The organism is Flavobacterium sp. AC267, from assembly GCF_979258715.1.
Window position 1 is genome coordinate 3312543 of record NZ_OZ409875.1, and the last position, 15509, is coordinate 3328051.

At 35.3% G+C, this 15509-nt stretch carries 18 protein-coding genes; 11 read left to right on the plus strand and 7 right to left on the minus strand.

Annotation, left to right across the window (positions count from 1 at the left end):
* Positions 1 to 345 precede the first annotated feature (345 nt).
* Genes ACZZ95_RS17395 through ACZZ95_RS17405 form a run of 3 tightly spaced genes read left to right on the plus strand, consistent with a single transcriptional unit; the run spans position 346 to position 4957 of the window.
* On the plus strand, positions 346 to 1674 hold the full coding sequence (locus tag ACZZ95_RS17395) for a carboxypeptidase-like regulatory domain-containing protein (RefSeq protein ID WP_463469986.1): 1329 nt from the start codon (positions 346 to 348) through the stop codon (positions 1672 to 1674).
* The gene (locus ACZZ95_RS17400; RefSeq protein ID WP_463469987.1) at positions 1601 to 3520 is read left to right on the plus strand and encodes a TonB-dependent receptor domain-containing protein; all 1920 of its coding nucleotides are present in this window, start codon (positions 1601 to 1603) and stop codon (positions 3518 to 3520) included. The genes ACZZ95_RS17395 and ACZZ95_RS17400 overlap by 74 nt, the downstream gene beginning before the upstream one ends.
* Positions 3521 to 3532: 12 nt before the next feature.
* Positions 3533 to 4957 (plus strand): SusD/RagB family nutrient-binding outer membrane lipoprotein, encoded by a 1425-nt coding sequence (locus ACZZ95_RS17405; protein ID WP_463469988.1) that lies wholly within the window; start codon positions 3533 to 3535, stop codon positions 4955 to 4957.
* A gap of 128 nt (positions 4958 to 5085) precedes the next feature.
* On the opposite strand, the gene ACZZ95_RS17410 is transcribed toward ACZZ95_RS17405, so the two are convergent.
* On the minus strand, positions 5086 to 6549 hold the full coding sequence (locus ACZZ95_RS17410; protein WP_463469989.1) for a glycoside hydrolase family 125 protein: 1464 nt from the start codon (positions 6547 to 6549) through the stop codon (positions 5086 to 5088).
* Between the two features lie 310 nt (positions 6550 to 6859).
* Between ACZZ95_RS17410 and ACZZ95_RS17415 the strand changes: the two genes are divergently transcribed.
* The 6 genes from ACZZ95_RS17415 (at position 6860) to ACZZ95_RS17440 (ending at position 10114) form a co-directional block, all read left to right on the plus strand.
* Positions 6860 to 7174, plus strand: coding sequence for a hypothetical protein (locus tag ACZZ95_RS17415; protein ID WP_463469990.1), 315 nt, complete (start codon positions 6860 to 6862; stop codon positions 7172 to 7174).
* Positions 7171 to 7821, plus strand: a complete 651-nt coding sequence (locus ACZZ95_RS17420; protein WP_463469991.1) for a YheT family hydrolase — start codon at positions 7171 to 7173, stop codon at positions 7819 to 7821. The genes ACZZ95_RS17415 and ACZZ95_RS17420 overlap by 4 nt, the downstream gene beginning before the upstream one ends.
* Before the next feature lie 273 nt (positions 7822 to 8094).
* The gene (locus ACZZ95_RS17425) at positions 8095 to 8331 is read left to right on the plus strand and encodes a hypothetical protein (protein WP_463469992.1); all 237 of its coding nucleotides are present in this window, start codon (positions 8095 to 8097) and stop codon (positions 8329 to 8331) included.
* A gap of 145 nt (positions 8332 to 8476) precedes the next feature.
* Positions 8477 to 8692: a hypothetical protein gene (locus tag ACZZ95_RS17430; protein WP_463469993.1), complete on the plus strand. Its 216-nt coding sequence runs from the start codon at positions 8477 to 8479 to the stop codon at positions 8690 to 8692.
* Positions 8693 to 8823: 131 nt separating this feature from the next.
* A complete protein-coding gene (locus ACZZ95_RS17435) occupies positions 8824 to 9522 on the plus strand; it encodes a DUF3108 domain-containing protein (protein WP_463469994.1) in 699 nt (232 codons plus the stop codon).
* On the plus strand, positions 9515 to 10114 hold the full coding sequence (locus tag ACZZ95_RS17440; RefSeq protein ID WP_463469995.1) for a hypothetical protein: 600 nt from the start codon (positions 9515 to 9517) through the stop codon (positions 10112 to 10114). The genes ACZZ95_RS17435 and ACZZ95_RS17440 overlap by 8 nt, the downstream gene beginning before the upstream one ends.
* 109 nt (positions 10115 to 10223) lie before the next feature.
* On the opposite strand, the gene ACZZ95_RS17445 is transcribed toward ACZZ95_RS17440, so the two are convergent.
* On the minus strand, positions 10224 to 10553 hold the full coding sequence (locus ACZZ95_RS17445) for an SDR family oxidoreductase (RefSeq protein WP_463469996.1): 330 nt from the start codon (positions 10551 to 10553) through the stop codon (positions 10224 to 10226).
* Positions 10532 to 10969: an SDR family NAD(P)-dependent oxidoreductase gene (locus ACZZ95_RS17450; protein ID WP_463469997.1), complete on the minus strand. Its 438-nt coding sequence runs from the start codon at positions 10967 to 10969 to the stop codon at positions 10532 to 10534. Before ACZZ95_RS17450 ends, ACZZ95_RS17445 begins: the two co-directional genes overlap by 22 nt.
* A gap of 103 nt (positions 10970 to 11072) precedes the next feature.
* Between ACZZ95_RS17450 and ACZZ95_RS17455 the strand changes: the two genes are divergently transcribed.
* Both ACZZ95_RS17455 and ACZZ95_RS17460 read left to right on the plus strand, forming a co-directional pair.
* Complete coding sequence (locus ACZZ95_RS17455) at positions 11073 to 11420, plus strand: winged helix-turn-helix transcriptional regulator (RefSeq protein ID WP_463469998.1); 348 nt, start codon at positions 11073 to 11075, stop codon at positions 11418 to 11420.
* 443 nt (positions 11421 to 11863) lie between these two features.
* Positions 11864 to 13012: a zinc-dependent alcohol dehydrogenase gene (locus tag ACZZ95_RS17460; RefSeq protein WP_463471704.1), complete on the plus strand. Its 1149-nt coding sequence runs from the start codon at positions 11864 to 11866 to the stop codon at positions 13010 to 13012.
* Between the two features lie 39 nt (positions 13013 to 13051).
* Here the strand turns inward: ACZZ95_RS17460 and ACZZ95_RS17465 are convergent, their stop codons facing one another.
* The 4 genes from ACZZ95_RS17465 to ACZZ95_RS17480 form a co-directional block, all read right to left on the minus strand.
* On the minus strand, positions 13052 to 14572 hold the full coding sequence (locus ACZZ95_RS17465; protein ID WP_463469999.1) for an FAD/NAD(P)-binding protein: 1521 nt from the start codon (positions 14570 to 14572) through the stop codon (positions 13052 to 13054).
* Positions 14559 to 14690, minus strand: coding sequence for a hypothetical protein (locus tag ACZZ95_RS17470; RefSeq protein ID WP_463470000.1), 132 nt, complete (start codon positions 14688 to 14690; stop codon positions 14559 to 14561). Before ACZZ95_RS17470 ends, ACZZ95_RS17465 begins: the two co-directional genes overlap by 14 nt.
* 256 nt (positions 14691 to 14946) lie before the next feature.
* Positions 14947 to 15129 (minus strand): hypothetical protein, encoded by a 183-nt coding sequence (locus ACZZ95_RS17475; protein ID WP_095951375.1) that lies wholly within the window; start codon positions 15127 to 15129, stop codon positions 14947 to 14949.
* 110 nt (positions 15130 to 15239) lie between these two features.
* On the minus strand, positions 15240 to 15482 hold the full coding sequence (locus ACZZ95_RS17480) for a hypothetical protein (RefSeq protein WP_463470001.1): 243 nt from the start codon (positions 15480 to 15482) through the stop codon (positions 15240 to 15242).
* Positions 15483 to 15509: the final 27 nt, after the last annotated feature.

Sequence of the window (15509 nt, forward strand, 5' to 3'; positions counted from 1 at the left end):
AAATTAAATTAAAATTTGGGAACTTCAATTTTTAATTTACTTTTGTTCTATCGAATTAGTAGAGTTTAAAAATGTATTGTAAATATTGAGATTAGAATAATTTACTCTTTCTAAATGATTGAAAAAAAAATCTAAAAGCCCTGAAGAATTGAAGTATTGTATAGGCCAAAAATAATAGTAATCAAAAAAAAAAAAGAAATGAAAAAACGAATGTGTCTGCAGATAAAACATTTCTGTTACGGCAGAAATTGCAAAGCTTAAAGAAATTGTACATCTCTATAAGGAAATCGAAAGTAGAATAAGTTCATTTTGGAATCTCCTTATTTTTTAAACTAAAATAAAATAATGAAAAAAAAATTAAATAGATATATCTGGTTATGTGTTTTTTTGATTTCCGTAGGAGTTAAAGCTCAAGAAACCAAACCCTTAATTCAGTCCAAACTTGAAGGAACAGTAGTTGATGCTGTTACTAAGGAGCCTGTTATTGGCGCTTCTATTAATATAAAAGGAACTACGCACGGAGTTCAAACAGATTTTGATGGTAAATTTTATTTTCAAACGGGTCAAAAATTTCCTTATACTTTAATAGTTAGTTATTTAGGTTATAAAAAAGCAGAAGTTGTAGTCGATAAAAATGCTGTGGTTATTGAACTTACTGAAGAACAAAATCAATTATCAGAAGTTGTAGTGACTGCGCTTGGTATCTCAAAAGAAAAGAAATCTTTAGGATATACAACTCAAGCACTTAAAAATAAAGATATTGCAGAGACAAAAGAAACTAACTTTTTAAACAGTCTTAGCGGAAAATTAGCGGGAGTTCGTATTACCAATTCTCAAGGAGATATGGGATCTTCACGTATTATTATTCGTGGAGAAACTTCTATTGCAGGAAATAACCAGCCGTTATTTGTAGTAGATGGAGTTCCTGTAGATAATTCGCAGTTAGGAAGTGTTGGTGGAGCCACTCGTGACTTTAAAAATGCAATTGCCGATTTAAATCCGAATGATATTGAAACTTTAACAGTATTAAAAGGACCGAATGCGGCTCTTTACGGATCACGTGCAGCGCATGGTGTTGTTTTGATAACTACTAAATCTGGAAAAAGTCAAAAAGGATTGGGAATTACTTTTAATTCTGGAATAACAATTTCTCAAGTTGCTACATTACCAAGTTTTCAAAATACATTTGGACAAGGATCTAACGGAAGATTTAGCTTTGTAGATGGTAAAGGAGGCGGTGTAAATGACGGTGTTGATGAAAGCTGGGGCCCAAGAATGGACGGACGTCTTATTCCGCAGTTTTTCTCAAATGGCGAGGCGGTACCTTTTGTTGCGCATCCTAATAATGTAAAAGACTTCTTTAATACTGGTGTTACTTATGATAATAGTATTTCTGTTGCCAGATCTGACGAAAAATCAGATTTCCGTTTAGGGGTAAATAACCAAAAACAATTAGGAACGGTACCTAATAGTGAAGTCAATAAAACAAACTTTACAATCAACACGAATTACCAAATCTCAAAAAATGTAAAAGTTGGGGTAACTGGTAACTATATTACAACTAATGCTCCAGCTTTACCTGGTGGTCCGTCTGGAAACCGTGCTTGCTGGTGTAATGCCGCAGTTCCTTTGGTTTGGGCGTCAGGTCGATATCAATCAGTCGCAAAGCAATAGAGATGTGAACTGGAACAACAGCTACTACAGTAATCCGTATTGGAATGCTTATTATAATACTACCAGCCAGCAACGTAACCGTATAATTGGTGACATTCATTTGGATGCAAAATTGGCTGAAGGACTTAATTTTAAATTCCGTACAGGAGTTGATTATTATAATGATCGTAGAAAGTACACCATTAAATATGGTACAAATGGAACACCTTTCGGATCTTATGCCGAAGATGCTTACACTGTAAACGAGCAAAATACAGAAGGTATTTTTACTTATACTAAAAATCTAAATGATGATTTTAGTTTAGATGCTCTTGCTGGATTCAATATCCGTAACCATAGTGACGCAAACAACTATCAAAAAGCACCGCGTCTGGCTGTTCCAGATTTGTATACACTAACGAATTCTAGAGATCCATTGACTTCTTCAAATTATTTGTCAAGATTGAGAGTTTACAGTGCTTATGCTTCTGCACAATTAGGATATAAAAATTATGCATATTTAAACCTTACAGCTCGTAATGACTGGTCATCTACATTGCCAAGCAGTAACCGTTCTTATTTCTATCCTTCTGTTAATGGAAGTTTCATTTTATCTGAAGCATTTAAGCTTAAAAGCAATACGCTTGATTTCTTAAAATTACGCGGAGGATGGTCTGAAGTTGGTAATGATGCAGATCCTTATCAATTGGCAACGGTTTATAATTTCCAAACAGCATTTGATGGAAATCCAATTCAAACCTCATCACAAAAGAAATTAAATGAGAACTTGAAACCTGAAACAACACGCTCAACCGAAGTAGGTTTGGAAGCTTCGTTCTGGAAAAACAGACTGCATTTTGATGTTGCTTATTATAATACAAATAGTTTCGATCAGATTTTAGAGATTAAAACAACGGCATCAAGTGGTTATAACTCGCAATTAATCAATGCAGGTAAAATAAACAATAATGGTATAGAAATTCAATTGGATGGAAGCCCTATTCAAACTGAAAACTTCAAATGGAATATAGGTGCCAATTATTCTAGAAATAGAAGCAAAGTGGAAATTTTGGATTATGCAAAACAGATTCAAAACTATACAATAGGTTCTTCAGGTGGTGTTGATGTATTAGCTTCTGTAGGACAAGCTTACGGAGCACTTTATGGAACTGCTTATCTGCGTGACGCCAGCGGAAATATCGTAGTAGGAGCAAATGGTTTACCAAAAGCCGATCCGACAAAGAAAGTTTTAGGACATTATACACCAGACTATTTAGCAGGTGTAACGAATACATTGACTTATAAAAACCTTGAATTATCACTTCTTGTTGATGCAAGTGTAGGAGGTGAAATTTTCTCTGGAACAAATAGAACAGGTACTTATACAGGGGTATTGGCTAGTACGCTTCCAGGACGTGGTGCTGAAAATGGCGGATTAAACTACTATTTGAATGGCACTACAAAAACTCTGGTAACAGGAACTCCTCCAGCAGGAACGACGGTTTATGATGACGGAATGATTTTTAACGGGGTATATGATAATGGAAATCCAAACACTCAAGTTATTAGTGCTCAGGAATATTACAAAGCTTCATACAACATTAGTGAAGCTTATATCTACAGCTCAACTTTTGTAAAAATGAGAGAAATAAAACTAGCTTATAATTTCAATAAGTCATTTGCTAAAAAACTGGGATTAGAGGGAGCAAGTATTACAGCTGTTGGTCGTAACCTATTCTTTATTTACAAAGATGCACCAAATATTGATCCTGAAACAGCTTTCAATACTGGAAATGCTCAAGGTTTGGAGAGTTTATCTCTGCCAACTACCAGAAATTTCAGCCTTAATGTTAATTTAAGATTTTAAAAACACAAAATCATGCTAAAAAAACTATTATATACAACACTATTTGCATTGACATTGACCTCGTGCAGTGATACTCTGGATGATATTAATAAAAATCCAAATGCAACTGAGACACCGTTGGCACCTTATCTCTTAACAGGAACATTAAAACAGGGCGCTGATTTATATTGGGGTTCCACAAACAACTTTGACTCGTCTTTATTATTTGTACAGCATTGGGCAAAAATCCAATATACTGAACCAGATAGATACGATGTTTCGAATACTTCTTTCACTTCTTTGTGGAATACGGGATATGCAACCTTGATTACAGATTTGAACACAATTATAAATTTCCCAGATGCGCAGGCAAATTCAAATTATAAAGGAATTGCATTAACGCTTCGTTCATGGACATTTTTATTACTGACAGATGCTTACGGAAGTATTCCTTATAAAGAAGCAGGTCAAAAAGTAAATCCGGCGTATAATACTCAAAAGGAAGTTTATACAGGATTGTTAGAAGATTTAAAACAAGCTCAGACTTTATTAAATGCATCAAACGGTACTGTTACAGGTGACTTGGTTTATAAAGGAGATATTTCTAAATGGAAAAAACTGGTGAATTCACTTCGTCTGCGTATAGCGCTTAGAATTTCGGATAGAGAACCAGATTTAGCTAAACAGACGGCTATTGAAGCTACAGCTGATGCGGCAGGAGTATTAAGCAGTAATAATGATACTTTTAAGTTTACATATATCAGTTCACCACAGCAAAATCCAGCTTCTGCTTGGTTTGAAACCCGTGACGATTATCGTATCTCGAAAACAATGGTTGATAAATTAAAGGAGTTTTCTGATCCTCGTTTACCTGTATATGCGCAGCTTCCGTCTGATGCAAGCGTAGGTACATATGTTGGAGGAGCTAACGGATTATCAAACAGTGATGCCAATAGTCAAGGTTTTGCTAAAACTTCAAAACCAGGAACTTATTTCTTGAATTCAACATCGCCGGCGGTTATTGCTTCTTATTCTGAAACATTATTTAATCTTGCCGAAGTCATCGCCCGCGGTTATATTGCAGGAGATGCAGAACAGTTATATAAAAATGCAATTACGGCATCTTTCAATCAATTTGGGATTACAGATGCGGCGGTTATTTCTAATTATCTTAATCAGGCTTCAGTGAAATACGATCCGTCAAATTATGCTAAATCAATTGGTACACAAAAATGGATTGCCTTTTTCGGACAAGGTCTTGATGCTTTTACAGAGTGGAGAAGATTGGACTATCCAGTTTTGACTGCTGGTCCTGCTACAGTTTTAGATGGACAGATTCCTTCGCGTTTCTTCTATCCTGGAACAGAGCAGTCATTGAATGGAACCAGCTACCAAGCGGCAATAGCTGTTCAAGGAAAAGACTTGCTTACTACCAAACTTTGGTTTGATGTCAAATAGACATACTAGAATAATACTTTTAAGTTGTCTCATGAAAACTAACTGAAAAAGTAATAGAATTAAAAAAAAACGGAACAAAAGTAATTTTGTTCCGTTTTTTTGTTTTTAGAAGCCTTAAATTTGGAAGATTATAAGTTTTTATCTTTCAGAATATGAGGATAATTAGTACTTGTATGCACAATCATTTCACCAAATAATGTATTGGCCCACGCAAACCATTTTCGAGTAAATTTGGTTACATCATCTTTATGAAATGATTCATGGATGAATCCGGTATCGGCATTGGTTTTAATCAAAGTGCTGATACATTTCTTGATTTCATTTTCATCTATACTGGTAATCGCTCTCAATACAATACTCATGGGCCAGATAGTGTCTACACCTGTATGTGGTCCTCCAACGCCTTCTCCGGTTGCGCCTTTATAGAAAAACGGATTATTCTCTGACAATACCAGTTTTCTTGTATTAAGATATAAAGGATCGTTAGGAGCAATCGCACCCAAGTAAGGCAGAGACAATAAAGAAGGAACATTAGCATCGTCCATCATATGAAAACTTCCGTATCCATTAACTTCAAAAGCTATAATTTTTCCAAATTTAGGATGATCAATAATTGCATGTTCTTTCAATCCATTTTGAACCTGTTCTTTAAGTTCTGTGGCTTGACGAACCAAATCGTTATCTTTTAAAGCTGGGAGAGAAAATATTTCAATCAAATAACCTAATATTTCGATGGCAAACATATTGCTCGGAATCAAATAACCAAATAAAGTAGAATCGTCACTTGGTCTGAAAGTAGAAACAATTAAGCCGCATGGTTTTACAGGATATCCATAGCCAGCTAACGGAACTCCGTCGGTAGCCCATGCAGTCTGACGCTGAAAGCTGTATGGTCCGCCTTTTCCATCCATTCTTTGTTGCTCTTTAAACGTTTTTAGAATCAGCTTCATGGCGTTTTTCCATTGTTCATCAAACATAGAAATATCTCCTGTTTCTTTCCAGTAGCCATGAGCTAATCGCACCGGATAACATAAACTGTCGATTTCCCATTTTCGTTCATGAATTCCAGGTTTCATTTCCGTTATATCATTTTTCCATTCACTTTCTTTATTGAAGTCCTTATAAAATGCATTTGCGTACGGATCCAGTAATATACATTTTGTCTGACGGTTTATTACGCCTTTTATCAATTCCGCAAGTTTAGAATCTTCTTTCACAAAAGGAATGTAAGGCCAGATCTGCGCTGTACTGTCTCGAAGCCACATCGCATCTATATCTCCAGTAATAACGTAGGTATCAGGTTTGCCGTTTATGATCTCAAATTCTACTGTCGTATCTAATGTATTGGGGAAACAGTTTTCAAACAGCCATGCCAATTCTGGATTTGCGATTTGTTTTTTGATTTTTACAATTGCGACTTCAACAGCTTTACTGGTAAACTTTCGCTGTTCAAGCGGAGGCCTTTTGGTTATAAAATCTTTTAAAGGAAATTCAAAAAGATTGGAATCAAATCCAAACGCATCGGTTTGAATGGCAAATAATCCTGCTGAAAATAGCCCGGCATTTTTTATAAATTTTCTACGAGACTGCATATGTTATAATTTTTGAAAAGAATTAAGACTAACCTAAAGATACTGTAAACTTTACGGCATTATAAATTAAGCAAAATTTTTTACTGCGTGATTTAAAATTTAGACCAATGGCAATATGCAGAACCTTAAAGGGAATGCTTTAATTTTAAAATAAAGAGTTTCTGCGATAATTTGCAAGGAGTTTCGAGTTTTAATAAAAATGGATCAATTTATAGCGTACATTCATAAAAATGAAATAAAAAATGACAGTTTTAAATTACATATTGATTGATTTGTTAAATTTGTATAAAGCACCAAAAACTTTCTCATCATGCCAGTAATTGAACAATCAGAATATAACTTCCCTTCGATTATGCATAGGAACAGGCATATTTCTACTATTTATGTCGCTTTATTTAAAAAGTTCGAAGTTCCCGGCTATACAAGAGAAAAACTGGAACTGAATGACGGAGATTTTATCAATATCGATTTTATTATAAATGATCCTAAAAAAGCAGTGATTTTATGTCATGGTTTAGAAGGTGATTCCCGCAGAACTTATAACAATAGCTGTGCAAGCATATTTTCAGCAAGCAGGATTTTTCAGTTTTCGCATGGAATAATCGCACCTGTGGAGGAGAAATGAACCGACTTCCGAGATTGTATCATCACGGTGCAGTTGATGATCTGGACGAAGTGGTTCAGTTTGTTTTAAAAAAAGGATTTGAAGAAGTTTATTTAATTGGATATTCAATGGGCGACGTGCGGCTCTTGAATTATTTTGGATGGACAAAACTTGATGAACGTATTAAAGCCGGTGTATCTATTTCGGTGCCCACTCATATTGCAACAAGTGCGACCGTACTAAAACAAGGTTTTAACAGAGTCTATTTAAAGAATTTTACAATTGATATTAAACGAAAACTGAAATACAAAGCGGCGCAGTTTCCTGATTTTATTAACAGTGATCAAATAGACGGCATTACTTCTTTTGACGAAGTAGATCATTATTTTACAGCACCGCTTCATGGCTTTGCGAGTCGCGACGATTACTACCAGCAGGTTTCTCCAGAATTTTCCCTTAAAAATATTACAACTCCAGTTTTAATTATTAATTCTCTGGATGATCCTTTTTTAGGAGAAAGATGTTATCCTAGAGCTATAGCCCAAGATAGTGCATACGTATATCTTGAAACTCCCAAGTATGGAGGACACTGTGCTTTTCCGCTTCGAAATTCAACTTATTCCTATGCAGAGACAAGAGCTTATGAGTTTTTTCAATCCTATAAGTAGTCTGGAGATATTGCTGAGTTGAGATAACAAATGCTCTGTAGGACATTTTATTTTCTAAATTTATTTTTTGAAACAAGTATTTTTTTATTTGGTAATCCAAAATTAAATCTATTTTAAAAGTATTCCTGCATTTTAAAAGTTAGTTATTTTAAAATCAAATATTCAAACTAAGTATAAACTTATGCTATTTATTATCATAAAATAACCATGAAATCAGGTATTGTTTTTCGTATCTGCCCTTATTAATTTTGTTATCAATCAAAAAAAGAGATAATGAGAGATAACAGTATAAAAGCTTTTTTAGTAAAAAAAGCATCATTTTTAAAAAATAAAACAGCAGTTTTTGTAAAGCCTATTTTGTATGTATCAGTTTTAGCGGTACTATTTTCTGCTTGTTCAAGTGATGAAGGCGGATCGGATAAAGCAGAATCTGACTATTATTTTAAAGCCACTCTTGATGGTCGAAAAATAGACTTTTATACCGTAAACTTTCAAGGCGTGCAACGATAATCGTTTTGAACAAATTGTAATTGGAGGATATGAAGCTCCTTTCTCTAAAGCTGGTGAGCTGGCACCGCCATCATTAGATTTTGAAATATGGAAACAGGGAGGTGATATTACTGCGGGTACTTATTCGACACCTACAGATCAAGAAATGGTTGCACGATATGCTGTTCAAACAAAAGACGGAACTATTCTTTACAGCACACGAACAGCAGATGATATTTTTACAGTAAAAATTGAATCTATAAGTAAAAGCGGTATCAAAGGTACATTTTCTGGAAAAGTTCGAAATTTAGATTCAGGCGTAGCAATAGAAATTACAGAAGGTACTTTTAATCTTCCTTATTTAGATATAGTTAATCCATAAATAAGAGTTCTCTAAATTGAAGTCTGGAAAACCTATTTTTCCCAAAGAAAATAAAAACTTTTATATTAAATTTGGTTACTAAATTGAACAAACAAAACCAATTTATTCTCCATAAACTATAGTTTACTTCTATGAAATTATATGCACTTATTTTAACATTCAGTCTCCTTTCACTTACTGCATTTTCTCAAAAGATGGTTGAGCCCGGCAGTAAGTCTGTCAACACCAAATACATAAAGCCTCAAAAATCCCTTTTTACCGTATATTATGTTAAAGACACAAGCTGGGTAAAGCAGGGATTAGTAACTTATGATATTGTTTTAACGAACAATCAATTGAGTTTAACCAATTCGTACACTCCAAAAGACAATTCATTTAGTACAGTCCGCACCAGTGTAGCAGATGCTCAAACTCTTAAACCGATCACTTACATTAGTGATGCTAAGGAAACAAAAGTAGATCTCAACTTTGGTGAGAGTATTACAGGAAATTATTATTCTAAGAAAACCAAAAAGAATAAAAAACTAAATCTGCATCCTAAAGAAGTGTTTTTTGACTGGGTTTGGACTGATCATCTAATTGGAACACTGCCATTAGATGTAGGCTATAAAGCCCGTTTCCCTCAGTTTTACTATAACGATGATTCTGGTGTATTTGTAGAATACTACACAATTAAGGAAGTCAAAAGTTTTGTTTACAACTCTCCGAGAACTGGTAAGCACGATGCGTGGCTGGTTACGGTTTTGGAAGAAACTTCAAATGCCATTTATAATTATATTATAGACAAAAAAGACCATCGTCTTTGGCGACAGCGAAATGTCTATGGGTAAAGGAATGTGGGAAATTACAACCAACGAGGAACTAGATTATCAGCCTATTAAAAACAAATTCGACAAAGATCAAGTGGCCAAACAGATTTCTAAAGGAAACAGTGTGATTATCGGGACAGCTTATGCAAAATCAAATTCGGGTAAAAAATTAGGTGGATTGGTTAATACAGCTAAAAAACAATTCGCTCCAAAGGGTACAGAGATTACACTTTTCCCTAGTTCAGCTTATTATGACGAATGGGTCGAAGTCAACAAGAAAATCCGTAAACAGAATAAAATGCCAGAGGTGCCTTTGGATCGTGATTTCGGATATTCCATTAAAAAAGCGAAAGTCTATGATGATGAAGGACATTTTGAGTTCGCAGATCTAATGCCAGGTACCTATGTGGTAATGGCCAGTTTTGATTTTTCTAACTCTTATAATTATTCTTATGTATCTGGCTATACAAATTATTATAACTATTGGGGTTATACCGGTTCTACCACAAATTACGGCACAGCAAGGCAGTCTTATGTCGATAAGGCTAATATTGAAAAGCGCATAACGATAGATAAGGATGGCGAGAAAAAAGAAGTCAATTTAAAAGAATAGTTTTTGTTTCTTTTGAGTAAATAAAAAAAATGCTAAATCAATTGATTTAGCATTTTTTACTTTTAATAGAATCTACTTTTGAAAATTTGGATGCTAGATGGCAATCAATTTATTTTAAAGCATAATTTATATACCCTCCATCTGCCAACAGCTCTGTTCCGGTAATAAAACTTGCATTGTCTGAAGCAAGAAATAAAACTGTTTTCGCGATTTCTGCTGGGTCGCCTAATCGCCGCATTGCAGTAGCACCTGCTAGGAATTCTTTAGCATCTTCTGGCACAACTTTATGAAGTCCCGGTGTAGAAACTGGGCCAGGACTCACGATGTTGACACGAATTTTTCTTCCCGCTAATTCATTCGCGCCGATTTGCGCGATTTTATTTAAGGCTCCTTTTGTAGCAGAATAGATACTGCTTCCTAAATTTCGTCGCCGTTGCAACTGTTGATGAAGTAAATATTACAGATGAACCTGTCTGCTAAATGAGGAAGTAGTTTTTGAAGCGTAAAGAAATGACCTTTAACATTAGTATTAAACTGCGCATCAAAATCGGCTTCAGTTACTTCTTCGATTGAAGTAAATTTTGCTATTCCTGCATTTAGAAAAAGTGTGTCCAATTTATTTCCGCTTTCTGCAAAAGTCTTTTCCAACAAAGAAAGATCAGCTAAGTTTGCGGTATCACAAACTATCGTTTTTAAGTTTGGACTGTTAATTTCGGTTGCCGCATTATTAAGGTTTTCACTATTTCTTCCTGTGATCCAAACGTTTGCGCCTGATTTTATAAATTCTTTTGCTGTTGCTAATCCAATTCCTGTAGTTCCTCCTGTAATGAGAACATTTTTGTTTGTGAAATTCATTTTACTGTATTTTAAAATTATAGGACAAAGTTAGTTCAGACAAGTTTATTATTGTTACTTTGTAACCAAAAGTAACAGTAACGTTTGAGTAACAAGGTAACGTATGAGTAACGAATGTCAGATTGAACACAAAAAAGAGATAATGGCAGTCCATGATACAATGGATATATTGAATGGAAAATGGAAAATTTCTATAATTTCATCGATCTGTTATCACAATAAAAGAAGATTTACAGATATATTAAATGATGTAAATGGGATTTCGAATAAAATGTTAAGCAAGGAATTAAAGGATCTAGAGATCAATAAACTGATTAAACGCACAGTTCTGGACACGCGACCCGTTACAATTCATTATCAGCTGACGGAGTATGGGTTAACATTAAAAACGATCATAAATGATCTTGCCGAATGGGGATTAAAACACCGAAAAGTAATTATAGAAGGTTAAAAAGATTACTTTTTAAGATGGAAAACTAGAAAGGAATCTGTTATAAGAGGCAGATCTTTTAATTCAGGCGGAAAAAATTACGAGACTGACGAAGCTATGTTGTTAAAAAACTAAAAGTCCAGTCGCAACTGCTCCAAATGAAAGGAGTAAAAAATAAATAAATAAGCCGTATATGCGTAGAAAAGTATTCATATCTAATTGATTTACAAGCAAATTTCGGAAAAAAGTATTGTGTCTGTTTTATATAATTTTATGATTTTTTTATAATATTTTTTTTTGAGTCTTTAACATAATTCAAAATATAAAAGATAAATGTAGAACAGATTTGATATAGTGTGTTTTAATTGTAAGTATTTTAAATTATTCTGTAAAATTAACTCTTTAATTAATAGTTACTTAGCGATCTATTAATTCTAAAAAGAGTATTATGAAAGCAAGCAGTTATTCACGGACCAGGTTCCGTTAAATACGATACAGTAGAGGATCCAAAAATCAATGCACAGGATGATATTATTTTAAAAGTTACTTCCACGGCAATCTGCGGATCAGATCTGCATATTTATTCGGGAGCTATGCCGACTTCTCCCATGGTGCTTGGGCACGAATTTATGGGAATAGTGGAGGAGACGGGATCGGCGGTTACTCATCTTAAAAGAGGAGATCGAGTAGTAGTTCCTTTTCCAGTGGCCTGCGGGAATTGTTTTTTCTGCGATCACGATGTGCCGGGAAACTGCGAACACAGTAATCCAGAACATTACGGACCTGAGGGAGGAATCCTGACAGAAAAAGGTGGAGCGCTTTTTGGTTATACCGATCTTTATGGCGGTTATGACGGAGGTCAGGCACAATATGTCCGAGTACCGTATGCCAATTACGGACCACGCGTAGTTCCAGACAATCTTACCGACGAGCAGGTACTTTTCTTGACAGATATTTTTCCCACAGGATATACCGGTGTCGATTGGGGAGAAGTTAAAGGAGGGGAGACTGTTGCTATTTTTGGTTCTGGGCCAGTTGGGATTATGGCGACCAAAAGCGCCTGGCTAAGAGGAGCAAGACAAGTGATTATTGTGGATACTCTGCAATATCGTTTGGATAAAGCCAGAGTTTCTACCGGAGCGACCACTATTTTATGGGAAGATCCAAAAGATGTAGTAGAGCATATTAGATCTCTGACCAATGGACGTGGTGCGGATGTGTGTATCGATGCTGTCGGATTTGAACCCGAAAGAAGCCTTACAGATAAAATTAAAGCAACTATTAATTTTGAAAAAGGTTCAATTAAGGTGTTGGAAGCGTGTATGAGCGCTGTTAGAAGAAGCGGTATTGTTTCGGTTCTTGGAGTTTATCCTGTTAACTATGATAATTTTCCGCTCGGACAATTTTTTGATAAGGGAATAATTCTAAAAGGGGGACAGGCTCCGGCACACAAACATATCGACAAACTTTTGGAATATGTGGTACAAGGCAAAGTACAGCTTGATGATATTATTACGCACAGGCTTCCTTTATCTGAGATTTCACATGCATATAATATCTTTAATAAAAAAGAAGACGGCTGTGTAAAAGTAGTCCTTGATCCTTGGAAATAATAAAATCTAATTTCCAGCTAAAAAAAAGACATCTGTATTTTATGCAGATGTTTTTTTTAGCCAAGGTGTCTTTTTAGAAATTGATTTTTCAGCTTTGTCGCTGCTTGCAAAATATCCTGTACAATACGGAGCGATGCTCGCTTCGCAAAAGTCCAGACCTGAATAATCGGGGTTAAGGCCTCCCATATAAGGCACTGCCATCAAATAGATATTTTTATTGTAAGCGCCATACTGGTCAATGATCTGAAAATTATCATTAATCGCTATTCCCGAAACCTGCATGAAATAATCTCCTTGAGCATCTTTATCAACAGGCAGAACTCCTTTACTGAAAGCATTTTGTCCTTCTTCTGCCGATTTAAATTTCAAACGGGCGGGACTAACTGCATTTTGGGAAAGCAGACTTTTAAAAGGAAAATCGCTGTAGGACAAATGCGGTTGTCCAACACAATCGATAAATGTTTTATAATAAATAGACTGTGGCGTATCATTGTCATCTGTAAAGTTATAAAGAATTCCGCCGCCACTTTGTGGTTCAACGGTACTTTCAGAACCTACAGGAACAAGATCTAATACGCCAGCCTGATGAAGTGCCAGAAGTTCGGAGCACGATTTCTGCGGAACAAATGCAATTATAATTGAAATAAGCGGCATGAGCACTTTCTGAAGGCGCCGCATATCTTCGGCAGATAAATATTTGGCAGGATGATTCACTGCAAAACTAAGCACGGCAAGCATTTCTTTCCAGTAAACCGACTCCTGTCTTTTTATGGATTTTTCTGCCTGCGTATATTCTGCCCTCAAAAGCTGAAACGGTTCAAGACGTTCGCGAAGTTCCATCATTTCATCTACAAAACCTTCGATCGAAAGACCTTTAATACGTTGATAAAATTCAGGATCTTTCTCTCGAAAAATTTCTTTAAAATCACGTTCAAAAAGAAAATCTAATGATAAAAATCCATCGTTTTCTTTTCTGTGTGCATCAATTTCATCCGCTGTCAGGAGTGAGTCATTAGAAAGATGGGAATCTTCTAAGTGAAAACGCACCGCAGGAAGCATACCGCTTCTAGAATGCATCATTATTTTAAAAGCTTCATTGTTGGGTAAAGGTTCAAAATAAAGAGTACCGTCAGCAGATTCTTCAAATGCTCCATTATGTCGTGCAAGTGTTCTTATGGCATCAATTGCCGTAAGAGAAGAGCCTTTTACTGCAATAGGATGGTTGAGACGCATTGCCAGTTTTTGAGGAGGATAAGGCGCATCATAATACCCTGGTATAGTGCCCTCATAACGTATAGGCCAGTTATGACCTGTACAAATCACTGCAAAATCAAATTCTTTATTTTCCTGCTGTACCGTTTCTATAGTTACAGTTTCATTTACAGCATTATAGCTTATATCTGTAACTGTACTTTTAAAATGTATTCTTGTGGTAATTCCTGCTTCAGAAGCTGCTTTTTGAAGAAGTTCAAACTGACCTGAAAGATAGTGCCCAAAAAGAAGGCGAGGTACGACTTTATATTCATTAAACCTTTCAGGATCAATTTTAAACCTTTCCAATAGAGTCTGCTGGAGCAGTTTTGATCCATTCTGCCATGTGGTTTACGATGGTAGGGATTTCATTATCCGATACATTCGTCACATGCTCATCGCTGGCGCCTTCAATGCTGTACGGCATTCCTGATCCAAGTTCGGCTTTTCTCTCAAAAATATCAATCACAAAATTATTTTCTCCAGATTCTATAAGTCTTTTGTAGACAAAAAGTAGCTCGGACCTCCGCCCAAAATGGCAATGCGTTTTTTTATTTCTTTAGTCTCCATTGAATTTTGTAAGTATTGAATAGAATTATCGGATAGATTTCATATCGTATTAAAATCCGATAATAAGTTGATTTTTTGTTTGAGTATTATATATTCTGTGACAAACTTAATTTCTATTGATCTTCTGCAGGAACCAAAACCGAATCCATAAATTTTCCAGTTATGATAGTTCCTTCTTCATCTTCCCATTGGGTGATGACGTTTTCAATTAGTTCCGGCTCAAAGTCGATTACTTTCATTACAGGCCCGCCAAATTCCTGACGCACTTCCTGTCCTTTTTTAAAATTGATATCCATGATGTTTTATTGTTTTAATTTGCTGTATTAACACTTGCAATGAGATGCAAATTTGTACTTACCGCATTATTTAGTTTTTCATTTGAAAAGTGCCTGGGTGTTCTTCATTTTTATCGTATTCTCCCTGCAAACTTATCGTCTAGATTTTCGTCGTCCCAATCAAATTCTGAATCAAAATTATCCTCAATTTTATCATCAAGCTCTCCAAGTTCCAGATTATAGTGACTGCTTGATAACGAAGCGGTGTAATCAGCCTCTCTGTAATCTTCATAATTTAAAAGCAGTTGTTCTTCGTAAGAGGTCATGTCATCTGAAAATTCTCCAGAGTCATAAAAGTAGTTTTGGAATGTCATATAATTCAATTTAAGTTATAAATAATC